The organism is Ciceribacter azotifigens (assembly GCF_048159625.1).
Lineage (GTDB): Bacteria > Pseudomonadota > Alphaproteobacteria > Rhizobiales > Rhizobiaceae > Allorhizobium > Allorhizobium azotifigens.
Genome location: NZ_JBLQTA010000002.1, coordinates 203754 through 228048 on the forward strand (window position 1 = coordinate 203754; position 24295 = coordinate 228048).

The window sequence follows — 24295 nt, forward strand, 5'->3', positions numbered from 1 at the left end:
CCGATGAATTCCACCCGTCCGGCTGGGCCGGGGCGTTGTCATCTGGGACTTGGGTCTGGAGACGAAAACGGCCGGGCCAGCGGATACGCTAGCGAATAATAATCCCGCGAATGCAGATCGTCGTTTTCATGGCGAGCGTTATGGCGCGCGCCGGGCGCGAGGTCAAGTGGGCGCAAGGGTGCCGGAGAGTGCCCTCAGGGATAGACATAGGTGTAGAGCGCGCACATGCCGTCGCTGCTTTCCGGAGCTTCCGGCGTCTCGAACACCGCCAGCATGGTGACGTCGCCGTCGAGCCACGAGGCGACATAGGTGACCGGGTTCTCCCCGCAGAGGCGATTGCCGTTGAGGAGCTTGGGATTTGCCGGTCCCTTGACGCTGTAGACGGAGGCGGGCATATCCTTGCCGTCGACGGTGAAGTGGTCGGCGATCAGGTCTTCGAACACCAGCTTTTCGCCGTTTCCGAAGACGATCTCGTAATCGTCGAAGCTGATGTCGCCGGTGATGCTGCTGGCCGTCGTGCTGAGCGCGGCGAGGTCGTCGGCAAGGGCCGGGCCTGCGGCAAGGCAAAGGACGGCAAGCGCATATTTCAGGGACGGCATGGCTGGTGTTCTCTCCTGTTCGGCGGTGCGTCGAAACCTACTGCACCCGACGGCAAAGGAAAGGGAAACGGCGGCGTCCGCGCCATCTGCACCAAATATGGTCGGAGCCGGAGGCGGGCAGCCTGTGCGGCCCGTGGCAGTCGGCGGGTGTTGCGGTCAGGGCGCGGCCGGTGCCTTGAGCCTCGAGGGCAGCAGGCCGAGCACCATGGCGCAGCCGGCGATGATGACCGCCGCGCCGGCGAACTGCATCGTGGTGAGCCGCTCGCCGAGAACACCAGCCCCGACGAGGACGGCGACGACGGTCACGGCGAATTCGACGCTGATCGCGCGCGTCGCACCGATGCGGGAGACGAGGCCGAAATAGACGACATAGGTGAGCGAACTCATCACGCCCGCGAGCACCACGAGATAGAGGTAGTCGATTGGGGCCGGGACGCCAGGCACCGGAACCAGATAGACGAGCGGCAGGGTGAGAAAGCCTCCCGAGAGGAAGGCGCCGATCGTCACTTCCCATGCGCCGGTGGTCTTCAGGTGCCGGCTCGCATAATTGCTGCCGAAGGCCGCCGAGAAGGTGGAAAACAGCATGCCGAGGCAGCCGAGCACGAAACTGCCGTCAATCGGGGCTGCCGGAAAGCCGACCAGCATGACGATGCCGAGCGTGCCGAGAACGAGGCCCGCGACGCGCGCCGGCGTGATCCGCTCGATCCCCCAGAGCTGCCCGATGACCATCGAAAAGAGCGGGATCGCCGCGACGAAGATCGCCGCCATCGCGGTGCCGATCAGCGGCGTGGAATAGGAAAGGCCGATGAGCTGACCGGCGACCGTCGTCGCGCCGACCACCAAGAAGGGCAGGAGGCCGGTGGAGAAATCGAGCCGGCGTCCGGTCGCTTTTGCCGCGGCGAGCAGGATCAGGCCGGCGAGGAAACAGCGGAAGGTGACGGCGCCGATCCAGCCGAAGGCCTCGACGACCTTCAGGAGCAGCAGGAAGGAAAGCCCCCAGGCGAGCGCGAGAAAGACGTAACCGATGATGTCTCTGGGTCGCATGAGGGGGGCTTCGGACGTTTGAAGTGGGAGGGAGTGTCGTATCAGGCAGGGAAGGCTCCGGCACGCGCCGGAGCCACTTTTGCCGTCACTCCGGCATGCGGTAGTCGACGAGGCGGTTCTCGCGCACGACGAAGAGCTTGCCCGTCTCGGTGAGTTCAGGACCGCAGAGCGGCAGGATCCGGGCGGCGACCTCGGACGGGTGCGGCAGCGTCGAGGGGTCTTCGCCGGGCATCGCCTGGGCGCGCATGGCGGTGCGGGTAGCTCCCGGATCGACCGAGACGACGCGCAGCGGCAGGCGCTGCGTTTCCCCGGCCCAGGTGCGGGCGAGCGCCTCGACGGCGGCCTTGGACGCGGAGTAGGGGCCCCAGAACGGGCGGCACTTGTGGGCCGCGGCCGAGGACATGATGACCGCGCGGCCCTGGTCGGACTTGGCGAGCAGCGGCTCGACGGAGCGGATGAGCCGCCAGGTGGCCGTGACGTTGATCGTCATCACCTTTTCGAAGACCTTCGCCTCGACATGGCCGATCGGCGAGATGACGCCGAGGATGCCGGCATTGGCGACGAGAATGTCGAGCTTGCCCCAGCGCTCGAAGATCGAGGCGCCGAGCGTGTCGATCGCCTGCATGTCGGCGAGGTCGAAGGGCACCAGCGTCGCCGAACCGCCGACCGCCTTGATCGCGTCATCGAGTTCCTCGAGCCCGCCGACGGTGCGGGCGCAGGCGATCACATGCGCGCCGGCTTTGGCGAGTTCGAGCGCGATGTAATAGCCGATGCCGCGCGATGCGCCGGTCACGAGCGCGATACGGTCCTTGAGGTCGATTGTCATATATGAATTCTCCCGGAGAAGCGGTGCAATGCCACACCGACAATAGGAATTCAGGCGGTGCGGCCCGCACCTCACCTCCCCCTTGAGGGGGGAGGTCGCAGCGAAGCTGCGGGTGGGGGTGAGCGGCAACAGCAGAAGAGGTCACCCCACCCCGGACCTTCGGTCCGACCCTCCCCCTCAAGGGGAGGGTGGTTGCGTTCATCACCCGTTGCTGGCGAGCATGGAAACCTTGCGGCCGACCTTTTCGCCTTCCCGGTCGAGGAGGCGGGTCGGATAGTCGCCGGTGAAGTAGTGGTCGGTGAACTGCGGCCGTTCCGGATTGCGCGGTGCTCCGCCGACCGCCTTGTAGAGCCCGTCGATCGACAGGAAGGCGAGCGAGTCCGCACCGATATACTTGGCCATCGCGTCGACGTCGGCATACTGGTTGGCGAGCAGCTTGTCGGCATCCGGCGTGTCGATACCGTAAAAATCGGGATGGAAGATCATCGGCGAGGCGACACGGATGTGCACTTCCTTGGCCCCGGCATCACGGATCATCTGCACGATCTTGAGCGAGGTGGTGCCGCGCACGATCGAATCATCGACCAGAACGACGCGCTTGCCCTCGATCATCGCACGGTTGGCCGAGTGCTTGAGCTTCACCCCGAAGGCGCGGATCTGCTGCGTCGGCTCGATGAAGGTGCGGCCGACATAATGGTTGCGGATGATACCGTATTCGAACGGGATGCCGCTCTGCTGGGCATATCCGAGGGCCGCGGGCGTGCCGCCGTCCGGAACCGGCACCACGACGTCGCCCTCGACCGGGGCTTCCTTGGCGAGGTTCATGCCCATGTTCTTGCGGGTCATGTAGACGTTGCGGCCGCCGACGACCGAATCCGGCCGGGCGAAGTAGACGTATTCGAAGAGGCAGAGCCGCTCCGGCTGGGGCTTCGCCGGCTTGCGGGCGTCGATGCTGATCGAGCCGTCCGGCTGGATTTCGCAGATGATGACCTCGCCATTCTCGACGTCGCGGACGAACTTCGCGCCGATGATGTCGAGTGCACAGGTTTCCGAACAGAAGATCGGCTTGCCGTCCAGCTCGCCCATGACGAGTGGCCGGATGCCGATCGGGTCGCGGGCGGCAATGAGCTTGGTGCGCGTCATCGCCAGCATCGAATAGCCGCCTTCCATCTGGCGGATGGCATCGATGAAGCGGTCGGAGGTCGAGGCGTGACGCGAACGGGCGATGAGGTGCAGCACGACTTCAGTGTCGGAGGTCGACTGGCAGATGGCGCCCGTCGCAATGATCTGCCGGCGAAGCGTCAGTCCGTTGGTGAAATTGCCGTTATGGGCGATCGCGATGCCGCCTTCTTCCAGCTCGGCGAAGAGCGGCTGCACGTTGCGGAGCGCTACTTCGCCGGTCGTCGAATAGCGGGTATGGCCGATCGCGACCGTGCCCGGGAGCTTCGCGAGCGTCGCCGGATCGGTGTAATGGTCGCCGACGAGGCCCATGTGCTTTTCGGTGTGGAATTGCTGTCCGTCGAAGGAGACAATGCCGGCCGCTTCCTGGCCGCGGTGCTGGAGCGCGTGCAGTCCGAGCGCCGTCAGCGTCGCCGCGTCCGGATGTCCCAGAATGCCGAACACCCCGCATTCCTCATGCAGGGTGTCGCCGTCGAGACCGTCTTCGAGGGAGGTGAAATCAGACTGGTTCATGGAAGCAGGCCTTTGCTCGGTGCGGGACAGGTACACTATACACAGTTCTCGGGGCGCTTTCGCCGGATGATCCCGCTCCGGCGGCGCCCGATTTGTCTTTCACGTCCTATATAGGAAGCGGCAGCCGCCGCTGCCCGTCAGTTTTCAGCCGGCGCCGTCGTTCCGGCCGGCGGCGCGAGTGTCTGCGACGGTGCCGCCTGTCCGGCCGGCGCCTGGTCGGCGGGTGCCTGCTCGGCCGGCGCTTCTCCGTCCGCCTCTTCCTTGCCGAGGATGCGGGCGCGCAGCTGCGGCTCGATGTCTTCCGGCAGCACCGCTTCGAGCTTCAGCACGAGCGCGTCGAGGAAGGGCTTCGATTTGGCGTTGTTCACCCAGTCGGGGCGATGCTTGACATCGATCAGCCAGTTCCAGAAGGCAACCGCGACCACCAGCAACAGGATGCCGCGCGCCGCACCGAAGAGGAAGCCGAGCGTGCGGTCCAGCGCGCCGATGCGGCTGTCGATGATGAAGTCGGCGATGCGTGTCGTAATGAAGGAGATGACGATCAGCGCGATCAGGAAGACGATGCCGGCGGCACCGGCAAGTGCGATGCGCTCGTCGCTCGTGTAGTTCTTGATGTAGGGAAGCACCAGCGGATGCAGGTAGTAGGCGGCGGCAACGGCGCCGACCCAGCTTGCGATCGAAAGCACCTCGCGGGAGAAACCGCGAACCATGGCGAGAACGGCGGAAAACAGGACTACGCCGATGACAATACCGTCAAAAATAGTGATGGGCATCTAAATCAACTCCAAGACGGCCGGCCCCGGCCTGCGTGATCGTCATCGCGTTCGGTGATCCCATACACCGCATTGCGGCCGAAAAAGGATCAGTTGCCGTCCATCTCCTCTACGGCCCTCACCCTGGACCCGGCGATGCGCGCGACCAGGTCGGGAAGGCTTTCGATCTCGCTCCACCGCCCTGCCGTGCCTTTCGGCAGATCGGGCGAAGCCGAAGGGAGCACCGCCCGTGCGAAACCGAGCTTTTCCGCCTCCTTCAGCCGCTGGGCCGTGTGCGCAACCGGCCGGACGGCGCCGGACAGGCTGACCTCGCCGAAATAGACGCAATCGGCGGGAAGGGCAAGTCCGGCCAGCGAGGAAACCAGGGCCGAGGCGACAGCCATGTCGGCGGCCGGTTCCGAGATGCGGTAGCCGCCGGCGACGTTGAGGTAGACGTCGTGGCTGCCGAGCCGCACGCCGCAATGGGCTTCGAGCACCGCGAGGATCATCGACAGGCGGGAGGAATCCCAGCCGACGACGGCGCGACGCGGCGTGCCGAGCGAGGTCTGGGCGACCAGCGCCTGCACCTCGACGAGCACGGGCCGCGTGCCTTCCATGCCGGCGAAGACGGCCGCTCCCGGGGCTTTTTCGTTGCGTTCGCCGAGAAAGAGCTCGGACGGATTGGCGACTTCACGCAGGCCCCGGTCCGACATTTCGAAGACGCCGATCTCGTCGGTCGGACCGAAGCGGTTCTTGACGGTGCGCAGGATGCGGTAGTGATGGCCGCGGTCGCCCTCGAAGTAGAGAACCGCGTCAACCATGTGCTCGACGACGCGGGGGCCTGCGATCTGGCCGTCCTTGGTGACGTGGCCGACGAGCACCATGGTGGCGCCGGTCTGCTTGGCGAAACGAATCATCGCTTGCACGCCGGTGCGGACCTGCGTGACCGTTCCGGGCGCCGAATCGGCGGTGTCGCTCCAGAGCGTCTGGATGGAATCGATGATGACGAGGTCCGGCCGCTTGCCTTCGGCGAGCGTTGCCAGGATGTCCTCGACATTGGTTTCGGCGGCGAGCAGCACGTCGGTTTCGGCCGCCTGCAGGCGCTGCGCCCGCAGCCTGACCTGCGCGACCGCCTCTTCGCCCGAGACATAGATGACGCGCCGGCCCTTGCGCGAGAGCGCGGCGGCCGCCTGCATGAGAAGCGTCGACTTGCCGATACCGGGATCGCCGCCGATCAGCACGGCCGAGCCGCGCACGAAGCCGCCGCCGGTCGCCCGGTCGAGCTCGGCCATGCCGGTCGGGATGCGCGGCGCCTCCTCGATCTCGCCGGAGAGCGAGGTGAGCGTCACCGGTCGCCCCTTCTTCGGCACCTTGCCGGGGCCGGCGCCGATGCCCCCCATTGGGTCTTCCTCGACGATCGTGTTCCACTCGCCGCAGCCGTCGCATTTGCCGGCCCAGCGGGTATGGACGGTGCCGCAGTTCTGGCAGACGAATTGGGTTCGGGCTTTGGCCATGGATCAGGTGTCGCTTTCGGGGATATCTTTGGTGGTGGTGTCCTGGCGGCCGTGCATCACGCGAAGGACAGTGACGGCTTCATCGGTGACGCGGACAAAGAAGCGCCGGTCTCGATAGACGAAGACACGGATGTCGTCGCCCATATCTTTCGCGCTCGCGCCGGTGAGGCCGAGCCGCGCCAGGTTTTCGATCTTGTTGTACAGGTCGAGCGCAAACCGGTTGGCCGCGACAGGGCTGAACCTTGCAATATGGCGATAGATCGACCGGAGATCCTGCCGTGCCTTTCTCGACCAGACGACCTCACGGCTTTTGGGCATCGCTCTCGGTGCGCTGCAAATCCGCCAGGAACGCCTCGGCACTCTCGTAGGTGTGGACGCGGCCGGCTTCCACGTCGTCGATCCCTTCCTGGATGAGCATGCGAAGGTCTGCTTCGTCCCGTTCGCGCAGGAGCCGGAGACCTGCGGTCACCACCTCTTCGGCGCTCCCGTAGAGGCCGGAGTTGACCTGCTTCTCGACGAATTTCTCGTCGCGCTTATTCAACTGGATGTTCGGCACGGCTGGCTCCGGTCAACAGATGGCGCAGGGTTCGTTCATGAGAACAATAACAGAACAAATCCCTGCGTGCCAGAGGTCAATTCTCGTCTTCTAGATAGTGCCGTTCGTAGCGAAGGCCGAGGCCGACGAGCATTTCGTAGCCGATGGTGCCGCCGGCGCGGGCGACCTCGTCGACCGGCATGTTCGGGCCGAAGAGCTCGATATAGTCGCCGGCCCTGACGGCGCCGTCCGGCAGGTCGGTGACGTCGAAGATCGTCAGGTCCATGGTGACGCGGCCGGCGACCGGCACGCGTTTGCCGGCGATGAAGCCGCAGGCGCCGGGGATGTTGGTCTGGCGCAGCGGCACGCCGGTGCCCGAGAGGCTGCGCAGATAGCCGTCGGCATAGCCGGCCGAGGCGATCGCGAGCCGGCTGTCGCGGGTAAGCGTCAGGGTGCCGCCATAGCTCACCGTTTCGCCCGCCGCCGCCTCGCGGACCTGGAGGATGCGCGCCTCGGCCTTGGCGACTGGGCGCATCGGGTTCGCAACGCCGTTGACCGCCTCGCCGCCGTAGAGCGCGATGCCCGGACGGGTGAGGTCGAAGTGGTAATCGGACCCGAGGAAGATTCCAGCAGAAGCTGAAAGACTTGATTCGATCCCTTCGAAAGCGGCGCTAACCTCGCGGAAAGATTCCAGTTGCCGGCGGTTCATCGGCGACGACGGATCGTCTGCGCAGGCAAGATGGCTGAGCACGAGCACCGGCGAGAAGCTCGCCGGACGCGATACGTCGCCGGCCAGTTCGAAGGCTTCCTTCATGCTGAGGCCGAGCCGGTTGAAGCCGGTATCGACATGCAGCGCGCAGGGGTGGTCGCCGCGTTCGGAGACGGCCGCCATCCACAGGGCGAGCTGTTCCTCGGAGGCGATCACCGGCACGAGGTCATTGTCGAAGAAGGTCTGTTCGGCGCCGGGCCAGAGCCCGGAGAGCACGAAGATGCGCGCGTCCGGCGCGTAGGCCCGCAGCGTCGCCCCTTCCGAAGGGACCGCGACGAAGAAGTCGCGCGCACCCGCCTCGTAGAGCGTGATGCCGGCATCCTCGATGCCCATGCCGTAGGCGTCCGCCTTGACGACGGCTGCGGCGCGCGCGCTGCCCGAGCGTCGCGCCATGTCGCGCCAGTTGTCGGCGAGCGCGCCGAGATCGACGGTGAGCCGCAGCGGCGCGTTGAGAAAGTCTTCGGGAAACTGCGGGATTTCGGTAAGAGCGGTCATCTGGCACTACGTATCATATGGGGGAAGCGGGGAGGGTCGGCGAGGCGACCTAGCACTGGCCGACCCTATCACTTTTGTTCAAGACTGGAATGGTCGAGTGCGGTAATATTCTGCGATGCACAACGTTTCGCAGACAGAAGCGGCGAGCGGCATGCCGCTGACGACGGCCGAGCGCGCCAATTTCTGGCGCGACGGCCGCTTTGCCGGCATGGAATGCCTGAGCGCCACCTTCCGCACCCATGAATACGCGCCGCACGCCCACGACACATTCTCGATCGGCGCGATCGAGAGCGGCAGCCAGATCGCCCGTATCCGCGGCAGCCGCGAGGAGACCGGCCCAGGGCATCTCTACCTCATCAACCCGGACGTCGTGCATGATGGCGCGCCGGGGGCCGAAGGCTATCGTTACCGGATGATCTACCCGAGCGAGGCGCTCTACCGCGACGTCCTGGAAGATGTCACCGGCAAGGCGTGCCACGGGACGCCGGCGTTCGCGCGCGGCACGCCGCTCGACGCGGAGCTTGCTCAGGCCTTCCACCGGGCGCATCGGGCGCTGGAAGACAATATCGGCGCGCTCGAGGCAGAGGAGAGCATGTTCTCGGTGCTCGCGGCGATCTTCATGCGCCATGGCAGCCGGCGCATCTCACCCATCGACACCCGGGAACGCAGCGCCGTCTGGCGGGTTCGCGACTATCTGACGGAGAATTTTGCGAAGGACGTCGGCCTCGACGAACTTGCGGCGACCGCCGGCCTGTCGCGCGCGCACCTCATCCGCGCCTTCCGCAAGGAATTCCACATCACCCCGCACGCCTTCCTCACCGACATCCGGGTGCGGCAGGCACGCACTCTCTTGCGCCTCGGCCGCCCGATCGCCGATGTCGCGCTTGATTGCGGCTTCGCCGACCAGGCGCATTTCAGCCGCCATTTCAAGGCGCGCACGGGTGTGACACCCGGACAGTTCCGCAAGGGCTGATCACTTTCCTTCAAGACCCGTCCGTCCGCTTTGTCTATGAGCAGGGTCTCGTCGACAAACAGGATGCCTGGCATGTCGGACCATCGTGGCGGCCGCGCCGCCGAAGTCTTCTCCGCTATGCGCCGCATGGCGCCGCTGATCACAGCCGTGATCCCGATCGGCCTCGTCTTCGGGGCGGCCGCGGCGGGCAACGGCCTTTCGCCGCTGGAGACAACGCTGATGAGCGCGCTGGTCTTCGCCGGCGGCTCGCAATTCGTCGCCATGGACATCTGGACGCATCCGGCGAGCTGGGCGGCTCTCGGCATCTCCGCCTTCTTGGTCAACATCCGCCACGTGCTGATGAGCGCGTCGCTCGCGCCGAAGCTCGGGCATTTTCCCGGCTGGCGGAAGTATCTCTCGGTGCTCCTCCTGACCGACGAGGGCTGGGCGGTTGCCGAAACCCACGCGGCGAACGCAAGACTGACGCCGCTCTGGTACGCCGGCGCCGTCATTCCCTTCTACCTCGCCTGGGTCGCGTCGGGCCTTGCCGGTTCGCTCGCTGGCGCCGTCCTCGGTGATCCGGCCGTTACCGGCCTCGATTTCGTCTTCTCAGCCGTCTTCATCGTGCTGGTGATGAATTTCTGGAAGGGCGCACGCACGGGACTGGTGCTCATAGCAAGCGGGCTGTCGGCCGTGCTGGTGCATGCCGTCGTGCCGGGCGTCTGGTACATCCTTGCCGGCGCACTGGCCGGTGTTGCCGCGGCCGTGCTCATGCCCGAGCGCGAGGAGGTCACGGCATGATGCTCGATCCACAGACCTTTCTCGCGATCCTCGCGATGGCGGTCGCGACCGCTGCAACCCGCATCGGCGGGCTTGTCCTCTTCTCTTTCCTGACACTCGACCGGCGGCAGAAGCGGGCGATGGAAGCGATCCCGCCGGCGGTGCTGATGGCGGTCGTCGCACCCACCGCACTCGCCACCGGACCGGCGGAGACGATCGCCGCGGCCGTCACCGCCCTTGCGGCGCTCCGCCTGCCGCTGCTCGCCGCAACCGCCCTCGGCGTCGCCACAGTGGCGGTGTTGCGGGCAATGGGGCTCTGAGAGCGGGGTTTCCCCTCAGTGCTCCTCGTACTGCGTGAAGCTCGGGTCGGCGAGGTCGGCGAAGCGGGTGTATTCGGCCTGGAAGGCGAGCTTGACGGTGCCGGTCGGTCCGTGGCGCTGCTTGGCGATGATGACGTCCGCCGTGCCCTTGACCTTGTCCATCTGCGCTTCCCACTCGGTATATTTCGGGTCGGCGGGATCGCGCGGCTCCATGTTCTTCACATAGTATTCCTCGCGGAACACGAAGAGCACGACGTCCGCGTCCTGTTCGATCGAGCCCGATTCACGCAGGTCGGAGAGCTGCGGGCGCTTGTCATCGCGGCTTTCGACCTGACGCGAGAGCTGCGAGAGCGCGACGATCGGAACGTTGAGTTCCTTGCCGAGCGCCTTGAGGCCGGTGGTGATCTCGGTGATTTCCTGCACGCGGTTTTCGCCGGCCTTCTTGGAGCCGGTCATCAGCTGTACGTAGTCGACCACCAGGCAATCGAGGCCGCGCTGGCGCTTCAGGCGACGGGCGCGCGCGGCGAGCTGGGCGATCGAGATACCGCCGGTCTGGTCGATGTAGAGCGGCACCTTCTGCATGGTCTGGGAGAAGCCGACGAGTTTTTCGAAGTCCTGCTCGGTGATGTCGCCGCGGCGGATCTTCGAAGACGAGACTTCCGTCTGCTCGGACATGATACGGGTGGCGAGCTGTTCGGACGACATTTCGAGCGAGTAGAAGCCGACGACGCCGCCGTTCCTGGCCTTGAAGGAACCGTCGGGCATGACCTCCGGCTCGTAGGATGCCGCAATGTTCCAGGCGATGTTCGTCGCAAGCGAGGTCTTGCCCATGCCCGGACGGCCGGCGAGGATGATCAAGTCGGAGCGCTGCAGGCCGCCCATCTTCGAGTCGAGCGAATGGATGCCGGTGGAAATGCCGGAGAGATTTCCGTCGCGTTCGAAGGCGGCGCCGGCCATGTCGACGGCGAGCGCCACCGCGTCGCTGAAGGCCTGGAAGCCGCCGTCGTAGCGGCCGTTCTCGGCGAGCTCGAACAGGCGGCGTTCGGTGTCCTCGATCTGCGCCTGCGGCGGCATGTCGAGCGGCGCGTCGTAGGCGATGTTGACGACGTCCTCGCCGATCTGGATCAGCGCGCGGCGCAGCGCCAGATCGTAGATCGCGCGGCCGTAGTCCTCGGCGTTGATGATCGTCACCGCCTCGGAGGCGAGGCGGGCGAGATACTGCGCCACCGTCAGGTCGCCGACCTTCTCCTCTGCCGGCAGGAAGGTCTTGATGGTGACCGGGTTCGCGGTCTTGCCCATACGGATGATCTCCGAGGCGACCTCGAAGATCTTGCGGTGCAGCGGCTCGTAGAGATGGGCGGGCTTCAGGAAGTCCGAGACGCGGTAATAGGCGTCGTTGTTGACCAGAATGGCGCCGAGAAGCGCCTGTTCGGCCTCGATATTGTTCGGCGCTTCGCGATAGAGCGGCTCGGCCTGCTGGGGGGGCGTGATCTTGCGCACAGCGTCGTTCATTGTGGGCTACCGTTTCCCTCTTTCGTGCTCGTCGACAGCCATCCGGTTTGACGGTCGACGACAGGATAGTCAACAGCAATCGGGCGATTCCACGCCCGCTCGCGCGGCGGACGGCCGATGCCGGCAGTTGTCCCTTTTATCCACAGGCCGGCGGGATTTCCGCGCGGACAGGCGGGAATTCCGCTTGCCTGCCCGCGGGCGGCCGCGAATCGCTTGGCAGGACTGATTCTACACCGTGGCGGAAACGTCCGGAGGGGATTTTGCGGCGCGCCCCCCCCCCCCCGCAAAAGAAAACGCCCGGGCCGCAGCGGCCCGGGCGTCCAAATCCGGCTTGCGACGGATATTATTCCTGTTCGCCTTCGAATTCGGCTTCCGGGTTGAAGAAGTCTTCCGGACGCAGGGCGTCTTCGTCGACGCCGTAGATCGCGTCGGCCGAGGTCAGGCTTTCGCCCTTGGCCTGGCGTTCGGCTTCTTCGGCCGAGCGGGNGGCGTCCAAATCCGGCTTGCGACGGATATTATTCCTGTTCGCCTTCGAATTCGGCTTCCGGGTTGAAGAAGTCTTCCGGACGCAGGGCGTCTTCGTCGACGCCGTAGATCGCGTCGGCCGAGGTCAGGCTTTCGCCCTTGGCCTGGCGTTCGGCTTCTTCGGCCGAGCGGGCGACGTTGAGCTCGATGGACAGCTCGACTTCGGCATGCAGGTGCAGGGTGACCTGGTGCAGGCCGATCGACTTGATCGGCTGGTTGAGTTCAACCTGGTTGCGCGAAACGTTGAAGCCTTCGGAGGCCAGGATCTCGGCGACGTCGCGAGCAGCGACCGAGCCGTAGAGCTGGCCGGTTTCGCCGGCCGAACGGACGACGACGAAGGACTTGCCGGAGAGGGCGTCGGCGACCTTCTGGGCTTCCGACTTGCGCTCGAGGTTGCGGGCTTCCAGCGTGGCGCGTTCGGCTTCGAAGCGGGCCTTGTTGGCGGCGTTGGCGCGCAGCGCCTTGCCCTGCGGCAGGAGGTAGTTGCGGGCAAAGCCGTCGCGAACCTTCACGGTTTCGCCCATCTGGCCAAGCTTGGCGATGCGTTCAAGAAGAATGACTTCCATTTTCGTTTTCCTTTCAGTCTCAAGTTCAGGTGTTGCGGTTGTCAGGTTTGTCGGCGGGTCGCGCCGGTGTCAGCGCCACGGTCCGCCGGGTATCCGACAGGCCGAGGACGAGAATGAAGAAGGCGGGCAGCACGAGCAGCGCCGAGAGATAGGCGAGCACCAGCGCCGGCACGCGCCAGTCCTTGCCGCGGGTACGCAGGTGCAGGGAGGCGAAGCCGGCAAGCAGGAAACCCGCGCCGAAGGCGCCGCAGACTGTTGCGCCGACAAGGGCCGGAACGCCGCCGTAGAAGCTCGCGAGAATGCCCGCGAGAAAGACGAAGAGCGCGTTGCGGTTCATCCTGAGGGCCGACGGAATGTCTTCCCTCGGACGCAGGCCGTGGCCCGAAGCGGAGACGATCCGCACGGCGACGTAATAGGCTGAAAAGAGCATCAGCACCCAGGTGCCGCCCTGCACGACGGGCAGCATGGTCAGCATCAGGCGCTTCAGCTGGGCGACGCTTGCGGCATCCGGCGCCAAGGCGGGGTTCTCGCCGCCCTGGACCGACTGCAGCAGCGTGTCGACCATCTGGCTGACCAGGTCCGGGCCGTAGCCGATCATGATCCCCAACACGACGACAGCGAGCGCAACCAGCGAGCAGAGATGGAGCAGGATGTCGGAGAGCGGATACCAGGCCATCAGGTTCTGCGGTCCGCCGAGCTCGGAGGCGGGACGTGCGAGGTTCGCAAGATGGCTGAGCCAACCCGCCGGCAGCAAAGTGAAGATCGCCATGGCGAAGGCGAAAAGCGGCGAAACGGCGAGCGCGCCGATGACGGCGGCGGTGATGACGGCGGTGATTGCGGCGATATTGCCCCAGCCGAGGCCGACGATGAGCACGGGGAGGGCGGACGCCGCGTAGAGGAGGGAGGCAAACGACGGCTGCGCATTCGCGCCCAGCACCAGCAGGGCGGCGGTAATTCCGGCGAGAACGCCGGTCAGCAGCAATGTCGCATTCACCTGTTTCACGTCGCTGTCCTGCTTTTCGAAGCAGTTAGGGGAATATCCGGACTCGATTTCAGAGCATCCGGTCCCCAACATGGGTTTTCAAAGGTGCCGATCCGCGCCCATCGCGGAAGGGCGGTTCCGCCGGCCGAAGCCGGCGGAACAATGTCGGATTACGCTACGACGTAAGGCAGCAGGCCGAGGAAGCGGGCGCGCTTGATGGCCTTGGCCAGTTCGCGCTGCTTCTTCTGGGAAACTGCGGTGATACGGGACGGAACGATCTTGCCGCGCTCGGAAATGTAGCGCTGCAGGAGACGGACGTCCTTGTAGTCGATCTTCGGTGCGTTCGCGCCCGAGAAGGGGCAGGTCTTGCGACGACGATGGAACGGGCGGCGTGCCGGAGCAGAGGATGCATCAGCCATTGTGTTTTCTCCTTGTGCTCGAAATTACGCGCGGTCTTCGCGCGGACGACGCTCGAAGCCACCTTCACGGGGGCCACGGTCCGGACGCGGGCCACGGTCGCCGAAGTCGCGGCGCGGGCCACGGTCGTCGCCTTCACGGCGCGGACGGTCGTCACGGTCGCGCTTCTGCATCATCGCGGACGGGCCTTCTTCGTGGGCTTCGACGGCGATGGTCATGTAACGAAGAACGTCTTCGTTGATGCGCATCTGGCGTTCCATTTCATGGATGGCGGCCGCCGGAGCGTCGATGTCCATGAGGGCGTAGTGCGCCTTGCGGTTCTTCTTGATGCGGTAGGTGAGGGACTTCAGGCCCCAGTTCTCGATGCGCCCGACCTTGCCGCCGTTAGCTTCGATGACGCCCTTGTACTGTTCGACGAGGGCATCAACCTGCTGAGCGGACATATCCTGCCGGGCAAGGAATACATGTTCGTAAAGAGCCATTGTAGACTTGCCTTTCTTGCGGTTGTCGTCACCCGGATCCGGCGCTAAGCCTCAACGACTGCTCTTGGAACTGGAAAACCAGGCAAGAAAAGCGTTTGATCGAGACGGTCGAGAGCGGAGACACGGGAGACCGGCAACCCTTCGGTGCCTGCGATCCTTGGTTCAAGGACCTGCCCTCCGTTCAGCCACCAGCCGAAGGACCGGGTGTTTTGAACAGCGCGCTTATACGCATTTTTCCGGGAAAGGCAAGGCTGAAAAGCCTGGCTCGGACGGAAAACGCCAATGCGCGGTCGGTCTCACATCGGCATGGGATAGAAGCGATGGACCTTGGCGATCTCGGCGAGGACCTCGTCGGAGAGCACGAGATCGGCGGCCGAGATGTCGGTCTTCAGCTGTTCCATGCTGGTCGCGCCGATGATGACCGAGGCCATGAACGGCCGGGTGAGGCAGAAGGCGAGCGCCATCGCGGACGGATCGAGGCCGTGCTTGCGGGCGATCTCGACATAGGCGCGCGTCGCCGGCTCCTGGCGGGGCTGCAGGCGTCCGCCAATATCGCCGTTGATCGAGCCACGGGAGCCCGCAGGCTTCTGTCCGTCGAGATACTTGCCCGAAAGAATGCCGCCGGCCAGCGGAGAATAGGCGAGCAGGCCGACATCCTCGTGGTGCGAGACTTCGGCGAGGTCCAGATCGAAGCTGCGATAGAGCAGGTTGTACTCGTTCTGCAGCGTCGCCACGCGCGGGAGCCCCTTCTTCTCGGCGAGCGAGAGATATTTGAGCGTGCCCCAGGCCGTTTCGTTGGAGAGGCCGATCGCGCGGATCTTGCCGGCCTTCACGCAGTCGTCGAGCGCGGAGAGCTTCTCCTCGATGTCGGCGACCGCCTTCTCGCGATCCTGCTTGAACGGATTGTAGGTCCAGGCCTGGCGGAAGTGGTAATGGCCGCGGTTCGGCCAGTGAATCTGGTAGAGATCGATATAGTCGGTCTTCAGTCGCCTGAGGCTCGCGTCGACCGCCTCGCGGATCGCCGCCCCGGTGATCGGCTCGCCGCCGCGGATATAGGGCCGGCCGGCGCCGGCGACCTTGGTCGCGAGCACGATATCCTTGCGCTTGCCGGTCTTTTCGAGCCAGTTGCCGACGATGGTCTCGGTGTCGCCGTAGGTCTCGGCGGAGACCGGCGTGGTCGGATAGAGTTCGGCCGTGTCGAAGAAATTGATGCCGCGGTCGAGCGCATAGTCCATCTGCGCGAAGGCTTCGGCCTCCGTGTTCTGCGAACCCCAGGTCATCGTCCCCAGGCAGATTTCGGACACGGTGATGCCGGTGCGGCCAAGCTTGTTACACTTCATGAAAAGAGTTTCCGTTGCTGGAAAGGATATCGGAGGGCGGGGATTGCGTTGCGAATTTAGGTCGATTTCGCTGCACTGCAAGCGCGTTCTTTCCATGCCTGCGCCAATGCACCGATCCTCCTTTCCCGCCTCTGGACAACGTGCCGCGAGCGGGGCAAAGCGGCCCGCCTGCACTTGACTCCCTTTGAAAACCCGTCAAAGGGAGAGAAAAAAGTCAGGGAAGAACATATCCCAAGAAGGAATGGACCATGAGTGTGGCATTTACGTTCCCCGGCCAGGGCAGCCAGGCCGTCGGCATGGGCAAGGAACTTGCTGAGACTTATGCCGAGGCCCGTGCGGTCTTCGAGGAAGTCGACGAAGCGCTCGGCGAGAAGCTCTCCTCCGTCATGTTCGAGGGGCCCGAAGAAACCCTGACGCTGACCGCCAACGCGCAGCCGGCGCTGATGGCGGTGTCGATGGCCGTCATCCGCGTGATGCAGGCCCGCGGCCTCGATCTCAAGTCGAAGGTATCCTTCGTCGCCGGCCATTCGCTCGGCGAATATTCCGCACTCTGCGCCGCTGGCACCTTCTCGCTCGCCGATACCGCCCGGCTCCTGCGCATTCGCGGCAATGCCATGCAGGCCGCAGTTCCGGTCGGCGAGGGCGCCATGGCCGCAATCATCGGGCTCGAGCACGGTGACGTGCAGACGATCTGTGTCGAGGCTTCTGCCGTCGGCCCCTGCCAGATCGCCAACGACAACGGCGGCGGCCAGCTGGTGATTTCCGGCGGCAAGGCCGCGGTCGAAAAGGCGGCTGCACTTGCGACCGACAAGGGCGCCAAGCGTGCGATCATGCTGCCTGTCTCCGCACCCTTCCATTCCGCCCTGATGGGGCCGGCCGCCGAGGCAATGCGCGAGGCGCTCGCCAAGGTCGAGAAGAAGGACCCGGTCGTACCGCTGATCGCCAACGTCCGCGCCGCGCCCGTCACCGCGGCCGACGAGATCGCCGCCCTGCTGGTCGAGCAGGTCACCGGCCAGGTTCGCTGGCGCGAAACGGTGGAATGGTTCGCCGCAAACGGCGTCACCACGCTTTATGAACTCGGCTCCGGCAAGGTGCTGACCGGTCTCGCCCGCCGCATCGACAAGTCCGTGAACGGCATCGCCGTCAATACTCCGGCCGATATCGACGCCGCGCTTGCAGCACTTCTCGGCTGATCTTCCGTTTCAAAAACAAGGATTGCGATCATGTTTGATTTGACCGGCCGCAAGGCCCTCGTCACCGGCGCAACCGGCGGCCTCGGCGAGGAAATCGCCCGCCTGCTGCATGCGCGCGGCGCCATCGTCGGCCTGCATGGAACGCGCGTCGAAAAGCTTGAGGCGCTCGCCGCCGAGCTCGGCGACCGGGTCAAGGTCTTCCCGGCGAACCTGTCGAACCGCGACGAAGTGAAGGCACTCGGCGAGAAGGCGGAGACCGAACTCGAAGGCGTCGACATCCTCGTCAACAATGCCGGCATCACCAAGGACGGTCTCTTCGTGCGCATGAGCGACGAGGACTGGGACAGCGTGCTCGAGGTCAACCTGACGGCGGTTTTCCGTCTGACCCGCGAACTCACCCATCCGATGATGCGCCGCCGCTTCGGCCGCATCATCAACATCACCTCGATCGTCGGCGTCACCGGCAATCCGGGCCAGACGAACTACTGCGCCTCGAAGGCCGGCATGATCGGTTTCTCGAAGTCGCTGGCACAGGAGATCGCGACGCGCAACGTCACCGTCAATTGCGTCGCGCCCGGCTTCATCGAAAGCGCCATGACCGGCAAGCTCAACGACAAGCAGAAGGAAGCGATCATGGGGGCGATTCCGATGAAGCGCATGGGCACCGGCAGCGACATCGCCGCCGCCGTCCTCTATCTCGCCTCCAACGAGGCGGGCTACGTCACCGGCCAGACGCTCCACGTCAACGGCGGTATGGCGATGATCTGACGCACGCGCACGATGTGTGCGGGATTTGCATGTTGAGCAGCCTCTCGCCGGTGATTTTCAGGCTTTGCGAAGGGCTTAAAGCATGTTAAGCGGGCCAAGACTGTGTACAGTCGTCCCGAAATGACAGGCGGCAGTTGTGCCTAGGCTGCTGTTCGTTGTGGATTGGGCTGAACGAGTTTGCCGGTGAGGTTGCAAAAGCATCGATCGCCGGTTTGATACAGGGTAGGGGACCGTCGCGGCGCCCCGAGATAAAGAAGGTCGAGGAAACCGACATGAGCGATATCGCAGAACGCGTGAAGAAAATTGTAATTGACCATCTCGGCGTTGATGCCGAGAAAGTCGTCGAAGGCGCAAGCTTCATCGACGACCTGGGCGCCGACTCGCTCGACACGGTCGAATTGGTCATGGCTTTCGAAGAAGAGTTCGGCGTTGAAATCCCGGACGACGCGGCCGATTCCATCCTGACGGTCGGCGACGCGGTAAAGTTCATCGAGAAGGCTCAGGCCTGATCGTTGGCATGCAAGGCAGGCGGATCGCCCTCGATCCGGCCTGCGGAGGCCCGCTCCTGGCGGGCCTTGCTGTTTTCAGACCGAAAGAACAGGTGGGCTGCGGACTATGAGACGGGTCGTTATCACCGGTACCGGCATGGTATCGCCTCTGGGGTGTGGAACCGAGGTGACGTGGTCGAAACTCCTGGGCGGGCAGAGCGGCGCGCGCCGCGTGACCGAATTCGAGGTCGATGACCTGCCGGCACAGGTCGCCTGCCGTATTCCGACCGAAGGCGAGGGTGCGTTCAGTCCTGACGACTGGATGGAGCTCAAGGAGCAGCGCAAGGTCGACAATTTCATCATTTACGCGATCGCTGCCGCCGACATGGCGCTCGAGGATGCCGGCTGGCATCCCAAGAGCGACGAGGACCAGATTGCGAGCGGCGTGCTGATCGGCTCCGGCATCGGCGGGATCGAAGGGATCGTCGAGGCGGGATTCATCCTGCGCGACAAGGGCCCGCGCCGCCTGTCGCCGTTCTTCATTCCCGGACGTCTCATCAATCTGGCTTCCGGTCAAGTCTCCATTCGCCACAAGCTGCGCGGCCCGAACCACTCGGTCGTCACCGCCTGCTCGACCGGCGCCCATGCTATCGGCGACGCAGCGCGCCTGATCGCGCTCGGCGATGCCGACGTGATGGTCGCCGGCGGCACAGAATCTCCGATCAGCCGCATTTCGCTTGCCGGCTTTGCCGCCTGCCGTGCGCTGTCGACCGCCCGCAATGACGATCCGACCCGCGCCTCGCGCCCCTACGACAAGGACCGTGACGGCTTCGTCATGGGCGAGGGCGCCGGCATCGTCGTGCTGGAAGAGCTGGAGCACGCAAAGGCGCGCGGTGCCAAGATCTATGCCGAGATCGTCGGCTACGGCCTTTCCGGCGACGCCTATCACATCACCGCCCCGTCCGAAGACGGTGAAGGCGCGCAGCGCTGCATGGCGATGGCGCTGAAGCGCGCCGGCCTGACGCCCGCCGATATCGACTACATCAACGCACACGGCACCTCGACCATGGCCGACGTCATCGAGCTCGGCGCGGTGGAGCGGCTCGTCGGCGATTCCGCCTCGAAGATCTCGATGTCGTCGACGAAGTCGGCGATCGGCCATCTGCTCGGTGCCGCCGGTGCCGTCGAGGCGATCTTCTCTGCGCTTGCGATCCGTGACAATATCGCGCCGCCGACGCTCAACCTCGACAATCCCGAAGTGGAAACGGCGATCGACCTCGTGCCGCACAAGGCGCGCGAACGTCAGATCGATGTCGCGCTTTCCAATTCGTTCGGATTCGGAGGCACCAATGCCTCGCTGGTTCTACGTCGCTACCAGGGATAACCTGCCGGCAGGCCGGGCGCGCCGGAACGACGCTTTCGGGATGGATGCCGCGTACCGGTTTTCGCCGCAATGTCCGGCGAAAGAGCGGCTGGACCGAAATGAAGAGGAGTGCCGGTGAGCGAGATCGATCAGAACAGCGGGAATGAAGTCGGCCGCGGCGCGGAACCGGCGTCCAAGGGACCGATCATTCCGAAATCGCCGGCCGAAGCGCTGAAGCCGGAACGCGTTCCGGCGCCTCCCAAACGCTCGCGCAAGGCGCGCAGCCAGCTGGTGATCTTCCTCAATTTCCTGATGACGCTGACGGTTACGGTTTTCGTGATCGCCGTCGCCGGTTTCTATTACGTAATGTCGGCCTACCAGGGGCCGGGACCGCTGCAGGCGAATCTGAATTTCGTCGTGCGCAACGGCGCAGGCCTTGCCGAGATCGCCAACAACCTCGAGCGGAGCGGCATCGTTACCGATTCCCGTATCTTTCGTTACGTGACGGCCACTTATCTCGAAGAGAACGAGACGCTGAAGGCCGGCGAATACGAGATCAAGGCGAAGGCGTCGATGAAGGAGATCATGGATCTCCTGAAGTCCGGCAAGTCGATCCTCTATGCGATCTCATTCCCGGAGGGGCTGTCGGTCAAGCAGATGTTCAAGCGGCTTGCCGAAGATCCTGTGCTTGAAGGCGAACTGCCCGCGGAATTGCCGGCCGAAGGGGCGCTCCGGCCCGACACCTACAAGTTCTCCCGCGGTACGAAGCGCGACGAGATCATCAACCAGATGATCGCGGCGCAAGAGAAGGTCATCGATCAGGTCTGGGAGAAGCGCGATCCCGACCTGCCACTGAAGAGCAAGCTCGAACTGGTGACGCTCGCCTCGATCGTCGAAAAGGAAACGGGCAAGCCGGATGAACGCGCCCATGTCGCCTCGGTCTTCTACAATCGCCTGCAGAAAGGCATGCGTCTCCAGTCGGACCCGACGATCGTCTACGGCCTCTTCGGCGGCGACGGAAAGCCGTCCGACCGTCCGATCTACCAGTCGGACCTGAAGAAGGAAACGCCCTACAACACCTATGTGGTGAAGGGCCTGCCGCCGGGGCCGATCGCCAATCCGGGCCGCGAGGCGCTCGAAGCGGTCGCCAATCCCTGGCGCACCAAGGACCTCTATTTCGTGGCCGACGGCACCGGTGGACACGTCTTCGCGGCGACGCTCGAAGAGCACAACGCCAACGTCAAGAAGTGGCGCAAGATCGAAGCCGAACGAGGGGTCGAACCCGACGTGGTGATGGACGCTCCGGCGCCGAACAACTAGCGGTCCGATACTTGCCTCCGCATTCCCGGGCTCCGGCCCGCACGGCGAACGCCGGATAATTCCTGTCCTTCAGAGCCTACGGAGTAGAGCGATGGCACTGCAATCCATGACCGGCTTCGCTCGCAGCGAAGGCACCAGCGGGCGCTATCGCTGGGCCTGGGAACTGCGCTCGGTCAACGGCAAGGGACTGGACATCCGGCTACGGCTGCCGAGCGGCATGGAAGCGCTGGAAGTAGAGGCGCGTCAGCGCCTGTCCGAAGCGCTCTCCCGCGGCAACCTGCAGGTGACCCTTTCCGTCACCATCAGCGAGAACCGTGTCGAGGCCGTCGTCAACGAGGAGGCGCTTGCAGCCGTCCTCAAACTGCGCGATGCGCTCGGCTCCTCCGTGGTCGATCCGTCGCCCATGCGCCTCGACGCGCTTCTCGGTATCCGCGGGCTCGTCGAATTCCGCGAGGCGGTCGACAGCGAGGAGATCATCGCCGCGCGTGACGCGGCCATCCTCGACGGTCTTTCGAGAGCCATCGCGGCACTCGGCGACATGCGCCGGCGGGAGGGCGATGCGCTCGGCCGTCTTCTTTCCGGGCACGTCGACAGGATCGAGGAGCTTGCCCGTCGCGTCGAGGCCGATCCGTCACGCTCACCGGAAGAGATCGCCCGCAAGCTGGAAGCACAGCTTCAGGCCTTGCTGGAAAGCGCGCCGTCGCTCGACCGCGACCGGCTCCATGCCGAGGCGGCGCTGCTGGCGACGAAGGCGGATCTCCGCGAGGAGATCGACCGGCTGAAGGCGCATGTCGCCGCCGCCCGCGAGCTTCTCGCCGAAGGTGGGCCGATCGGTCGCAAGCTCGATTTCCTGGCGCAGGAATTTAACCGCGAATCGAATACCATCTGTTCCAAGTCCAATGCCGTCGCGGTGACCTCCGCCGGCATCGAGCTGAAGGTCGTCATCGACCAGTTCCGCGAACAGGTCCAGAATTTGGAGTAGACAATGGGTAAGCCGAAGGGAGGCGTGGTGGAGATCGCCAGGCGCGGATTGATGCTGGTGATCTCGTCGCCGTCGGGCGCGGGCAAGTCATCGATCGCGCGCACGCTGCTCAGCCAGCCCGACATGCAGATCAGCGTGTCGGTGAGTGTGACCACGCGCGAGCGGCGCCACAGCGAGGTGGAAGGTGTCCACTACCGCTTCGTTTCTCAACGCGAGTTCGAGGGCTTGCGCGCCTCCGACTCGCTACTCGAATGGGCCGAAGTCCACGGCAACTTCTACGGCACGCCGCGCGATCCGGTGGAAATCGCCATGGCCGAAGGCCGTGACATGCTCTTCGACATCGACTGGCAGGGTGCTCAGCAGCTGCAGGAAAAGATGCCGGCTGACGTGGTGTCGATCTTCATCCTGCCGCCGACCATGGCCGAACTGCAGTCGCGCCTGCATCGCCGTGCGGAAGATACGGAAGAGGTGATCCAGACGCGGCTTGCCAACTCGCGCTCCGAAATCGAGCACTGGCGGGAATACGACTACGTGATCGTCAACGACGATCTCAACACCGCGATCGACTCGGTCAAATCGATCATCAAGGCGGAGCGTCTGCGGCGCGACCGGCGCCACGGCCTGTTCGACTTCGTCAACGGGCTCATCACAGAGGCATAACAGCCGGAGGCATTGCCTCCGGCCGACCCTAATTCAGGTGCCGGAGCTTGTCGGGATTGCGGACGACGTAGATCGCCGCGATCTTTCCGTCCACGATATCGAGCGCCGTCGTCTGGAGCTCGCCGTCGGCCTCCAGCGAGATGAACCCCGGCAGGCCGTTGATGAACCCGGCGCGGACCAGCCGCGAGCCGTGCCGCCGGAACAGGTCTGCGAGATGATCATGCAGCGTCATCACGGCTGCAAACCCGAAGACAGGCGCGCCGGCCGCCGCGCGTTTTCCGCCGCCATCGGCATGGATGCTGACATCGGCCGCGAGCATCGCCCCGAGCGCCGACATGTCGCCGCTGCGCGAGGCGGCGAAGAAGGCCTCGGCCAGTTCGATGCCGCGTTTCTTGTCGACCTGGAAGCGTGACCGCGCCTCGCGCACATGGCCGCGCGCACGGGCGGCGAGCTGCCGGCAGGCGGCGGGGTCCCGCTCGATCGTGGTGGCGACCTCCTCGAAGGCGAGGCCGAACACGTCGTGCAGCAGGAAGGCCGCGCGCTCCAGCGGCGAGAGACGCTCCAGCGCGAGCATCAGGGGGAGAGTGACATCCTCTTCCTCCTCGTCCTCTACGACCGGATCGGGAAGCCAGGGGCCGACATAGGTCTCGCGCTGGCGCCGCGCCGACTTCAGCTGGTCGAGGCAGAGTCGCGTCACCGTGCGGCGAAGGAAGGCCTCCGGTTCGCGCACGGCCTGGCGGTCGGCCCCCATCCAGCGGATGAAGGCCTCCTGCACCATGTCCTCGGCATCTGCCACCGAACCGAGCATCCGGTAGGCGACGCGGACGAGTTTCGGACGCAGCGGGTCGAAACTCGCCGCTGCGTCCTCCCGGGGCTGGGGCGCCATCAGGCGGCCACCTCCGTCTGGATGGCCTTCGCCGCGGCCGGGTCGACCCACAGGCCGAAGCCGACGGCAAGGCGGTTCCAGCCGTTGATGACGTTGATCATCAGTGTGAGTTTCACCTGTTCGTCCTCCGTGAACTGCGCCTTCAGCACTTCATAGGCGCGATCTTGCGTATGGCCTTCCGAGAGCCGGGTCAGGGCGTCGGTCCAGCCTAGCGCGGCACGCTCGCGATCGGAATAGCACGGTGCTTCGCGCCAGGCGGAGAGCAGATAGATGCGCTGCTCGCTCTCGCCCTTCGCCCGCGCTTCGACGGTGTGCATGTTGAGGCAGTTGGCGCAGCCGTTGATCTGCGAGGCGCGGATTTTCACGAGCTCGATGAGGCTAGGCTCGAGGCTGGCGGCGGCGTCCATCGACATACCCATCCACTTCTTCATCAGGGCGGGAGCAGCGGAGAAGATATCAAGTCTTGCACTCATGGTTCGTATCCTTCTGTTGGTTACGACACCATGACGAGTGGACATCGCCCGATGTGACAT

Annotated in this window: 27 protein-coding genes and 1 pseudogene; 10 read left to right on the top strand and 18 right to left on the bottom strand. The window is 64.9% G+C overall.

What is annotated here, in order from left to right:
* Positions 1–194: 194 nt before the first annotated feature.
* The 9 genes from ACM6UT_RS03910 to alr form a co-directional block, all read right to left on the bottom strand.
* A complete protein-coding gene (locus ACM6UT_RS03910) occupies positions 195–599 on the bottom strand; it encodes a hypothetical protein (RefSeq protein WP_416796064.1) in 405 nt (134 codons plus the stop codon).
* A gap of 156 nt (positions 600–755) precedes the next feature.
* Positions 756–1643, bottom strand: coding sequence for a DMT family transporter (locus ACM6UT_RS03915; RefSeq protein ID WP_416796065.1), 888 nt, complete (start codon positions 1641–1643; stop codon positions 756–758).
* A gap of 85 nt (positions 1644–1728) precedes the next feature.
* A complete protein-coding gene (locus ACM6UT_RS03920) occupies positions 1729–2469 on the bottom strand; it encodes an SDR family NAD(P)-dependent oxidoreductase (RefSeq protein ID WP_416796066.1) in 741 nt (246 codons plus the stop codon).
* A gap of 201 nt (positions 2470–2670) precedes the next feature.
* A complete protein-coding gene (gene purF / locus ACM6UT_RS03925; RefSeq protein WP_416796067.1) occupies positions 2671–4161 on the bottom strand; it encodes an amidophosphoribosyltransferase in 1491 nt (496 codons plus the stop codon).
* A gap of 137 nt (positions 4162–4298) precedes the next feature.
* Complete coding sequence (locus ACM6UT_RS03930) at positions 4299–4934, bottom strand: CvpA family protein (protein ID WP_416796068.1); 636 nt, start codon at positions 4932–4934, stop codon at positions 4299–4301.
* A gap of 89 nt (positions 4935–5023) precedes the next feature.
* Positions 5024–6427, bottom strand: a complete 1404-nt coding sequence (gene radA / locus ACM6UT_RS03935) for a DNA repair protein RadA (protein ID WP_416796069.1) — start codon at positions 6425–6427, stop codon at positions 5024–5026.
* Between the two features lie 3 nt (positions 6428–6430).
* Positions 6431–6745, bottom strand: coding sequence for a type II toxin-antitoxin system RelE/ParE family toxin (locus tag ACM6UT_RS03940; RefSeq protein WP_416796070.1), 315 nt, complete (start codon positions 6743–6745; stop codon positions 6431–6433).
* Positions 6729–6983 carry a type II toxin-antitoxin system ParD family antitoxin gene (locus ACM6UT_RS03945; RefSeq protein WP_416796071.1) on the bottom strand — a complete coding sequence of 85 codons (255 nt, stop codon included), beginning with the start codon at positions 6981–6983 and terminating at the stop codon, positions 6729–6731. Before ACM6UT_RS03945 ends, ACM6UT_RS03940 begins: the two co-directional genes overlap by 17 nt.
* 76 nt (positions 6984–7059) lie before the next feature.
* A complete protein-coding gene (alr, locus tag ACM6UT_RS03950) occupies positions 7060–8226 on the bottom strand; it encodes an alanine racemase (protein ID WP_416796072.1) in 1167 nt (388 codons plus the stop codon).
* Between the two features lie 151 nt (positions 8227–8377).
* Between alr and ACM6UT_RS03955 the strand changes: the two genes are divergently transcribed.
* From ACM6UT_RS03955 to ACM6UT_RS03965, 3 genes are all read left to right on the top strand, one after another.
* A complete protein-coding gene (locus ACM6UT_RS03955) occupies positions 8378–9199 on the top strand; it encodes an AraC family transcriptional regulator (RefSeq protein WP_416796283.1) in 822 nt (273 codons plus the stop codon).
* 72 nt (positions 9200–9271) lie between these two features.
* Entirely contained in the window at positions 9272–9979 is a 708-nt protein-coding gene (locus ACM6UT_RS03960; RefSeq protein ID WP_416796073.1) for an AzlC family ABC transporter permease, read from the top strand.
* On the top strand, positions 9976–10278 hold the full coding sequence (locus tag ACM6UT_RS03965) for an AzlD family protein (RefSeq protein ID WP_416796074.1): 303 nt from the start codon (positions 9976–9978) through the stop codon (positions 10276–10278). The genes ACM6UT_RS03960 and ACM6UT_RS03965 overlap by 4 nt, the downstream gene beginning before the upstream one ends.
* 15 nt (positions 10279–10293) lie before the next feature.
* Here the strand turns inward: ACM6UT_RS03965 and ACM6UT_RS03970 are convergent, their stop codons facing one another.
* The 7 genes and pseudogenes from ACM6UT_RS03970 to ACM6UT_RS04000 form a co-directional block, all read right to left on the bottom strand.
* On the bottom strand, positions 10294–11790 hold the full coding sequence (locus ACM6UT_RS03970; protein ID WP_416796075.1) for a replicative DNA helicase: 1497 nt from the start codon (positions 11788–11790) through the stop codon (positions 10294–10296).
* A 343-nt stretch (positions 11791–12133) separates the two neighbouring features.
* Positions 12134–12276: pseudogene (locus ACM6UT_RS03975) on the bottom strand (50S ribosomal protein L9); the annotation flags it as partial.
* 29 nt (positions 12277–12305) lie between these two features.
* Positions 12306–12881, bottom strand: coding sequence for a 50S ribosomal protein L9 (gene rplI / locus ACM6UT_RS03980; protein WP_416796076.1), 576 nt, complete (start codon positions 12879–12881; stop codon positions 12306–12308).
* A gap of 25 nt (positions 12882–12906) precedes the next feature.
* On the bottom strand, positions 12907–13884 hold the full coding sequence (locus ACM6UT_RS03985; protein ID WP_416796077.1) for a DUF2232 domain-containing protein: 978 nt from the start codon (positions 13882–13884) through the stop codon (positions 12907–12909).
* Between the two features lie 149 nt (positions 13885–14033).
* Positions 14034–14282 carry a 30S ribosomal protein S18 gene (rpsR, locus tag ACM6UT_RS03990; RefSeq protein WP_112686882.1) on the bottom strand — a complete coding sequence of 83 codons (249 nt, stop codon included), beginning with the start codon at positions 14280–14282 and terminating at the stop codon, positions 14034–14036.
* A gap of 24 nt (positions 14283–14306) precedes the next feature.
* Positions 14307–14762 (bottom strand): 30S ribosomal protein S6, encoded by a 456-nt coding sequence (gene rpsF / locus ACM6UT_RS03995; RefSeq protein WP_112686884.1) that lies wholly within the window; start codon positions 14760–14762, stop codon positions 14307–14309.
* 296 nt (positions 14763–15058) lie between these two features.
* On the bottom strand, positions 15059–16102 hold the full coding sequence (locus ACM6UT_RS04000) for an aldo/keto reductase (protein WP_416796078.1): 1044 nt from the start codon (positions 16100–16102) through the stop codon (positions 15059–15061).
* 248 nt (positions 16103–16350) lie between these two features.
* Between ACM6UT_RS04000 and fabD the strand changes: the two genes are divergently transcribed.
* The 7 genes from fabD to gmk all read left to right on the top strand — a co-directional run bounded on the left by fabD (position 16351) and on the right by gmk (position 22876).
* The gene (gene fabD, locus ACM6UT_RS04005; protein WP_416796079.1) at positions 16351–17295 is read left to right on the top strand and encodes an ACP S-malonyltransferase; all 945 of its coding nucleotides are present in this window, start codon (positions 16351–16353) and stop codon (positions 17293–17295) included.
* Between the two features lie 30 nt (positions 17296–17325).
* A complete protein-coding gene (gene fabG, locus ACM6UT_RS04010) occupies positions 17326–18063 on the top strand; it encodes a 3-oxoacyl-[acyl-carrier-protein] reductase (RefSeq protein ID WP_416796080.1) in 738 nt (245 codons plus the stop codon).
* Between the two features lie 272 nt (positions 18064–18335).
* Positions 18336–18572, top strand: a complete 237-nt coding sequence (locus ACM6UT_RS04015) for an acyl carrier protein (protein WP_027507378.1) — start codon at positions 18336–18338, stop codon at positions 18570–18572.
* Between the two features lie 106 nt (positions 18573–18678).
* Positions 18679–19935 (top strand): beta-ketoacyl-ACP synthase II, encoded by a 1257-nt coding sequence (fabF, locus tag ACM6UT_RS04020; RefSeq protein WP_416796081.1) that lies wholly within the window; start codon positions 18679–18681, stop codon positions 19933–19935.
* A gap of 114 nt (positions 19936–20049) precedes the next feature.
* Entirely contained in the window at positions 20050–21234 is a 1185-nt protein-coding gene (gene mltG, locus ACM6UT_RS04025; RefSeq protein ID WP_416796082.1) for an endolytic transglycosylase MltG, read from the top strand.
* Between the two features lie 91 nt (positions 21235–21325).
* Positions 21326–22216 carry a YicC/YloC family endoribonuclease gene (locus ACM6UT_RS04030; protein ID WP_416796083.1) on the top strand — a complete coding sequence of 297 codons (891 nt, stop codon included), beginning with the start codon at positions 21326–21328 and terminating at the stop codon, positions 22214–22216.
* A 3-nt stretch (positions 22217–22219) separates the two neighbouring features.
* A complete protein-coding gene (gene gmk, locus ACM6UT_RS04035; RefSeq protein WP_416796084.1) occupies positions 22220–22876 on the top strand; it encodes a guanylate kinase in 657 nt (218 codons plus the stop codon).
* A 28-nt stretch (positions 22877–22904) separates the two neighbouring features.
* Here the strand turns inward: gmk and ACM6UT_RS04040 are convergent, their stop codons facing one another.
* Both ACM6UT_RS04040 and ACM6UT_RS04045 read right to left on the bottom strand, forming a co-directional pair.
* Positions 22905–23762 (bottom strand): sigma-70 family RNA polymerase sigma factor, encoded by an 858-nt coding sequence (locus ACM6UT_RS04040; protein ID WP_416796085.1) that lies wholly within the window; start codon positions 23760–23762, stop codon positions 22905–22907.
* Complete coding sequence (locus ACM6UT_RS04045; RefSeq protein WP_416796086.1) at positions 23762–24235, bottom strand: carboxymuconolactone decarboxylase family protein; 474 nt, start codon at positions 24233–24235, stop codon at positions 23762–23764. Before ACM6UT_RS04045 ends, ACM6UT_RS04040 begins: the two co-directional genes overlap by 1 nt.
* Between the last annotated feature and the right edge of the window lie 60 nt (positions 24236–24295).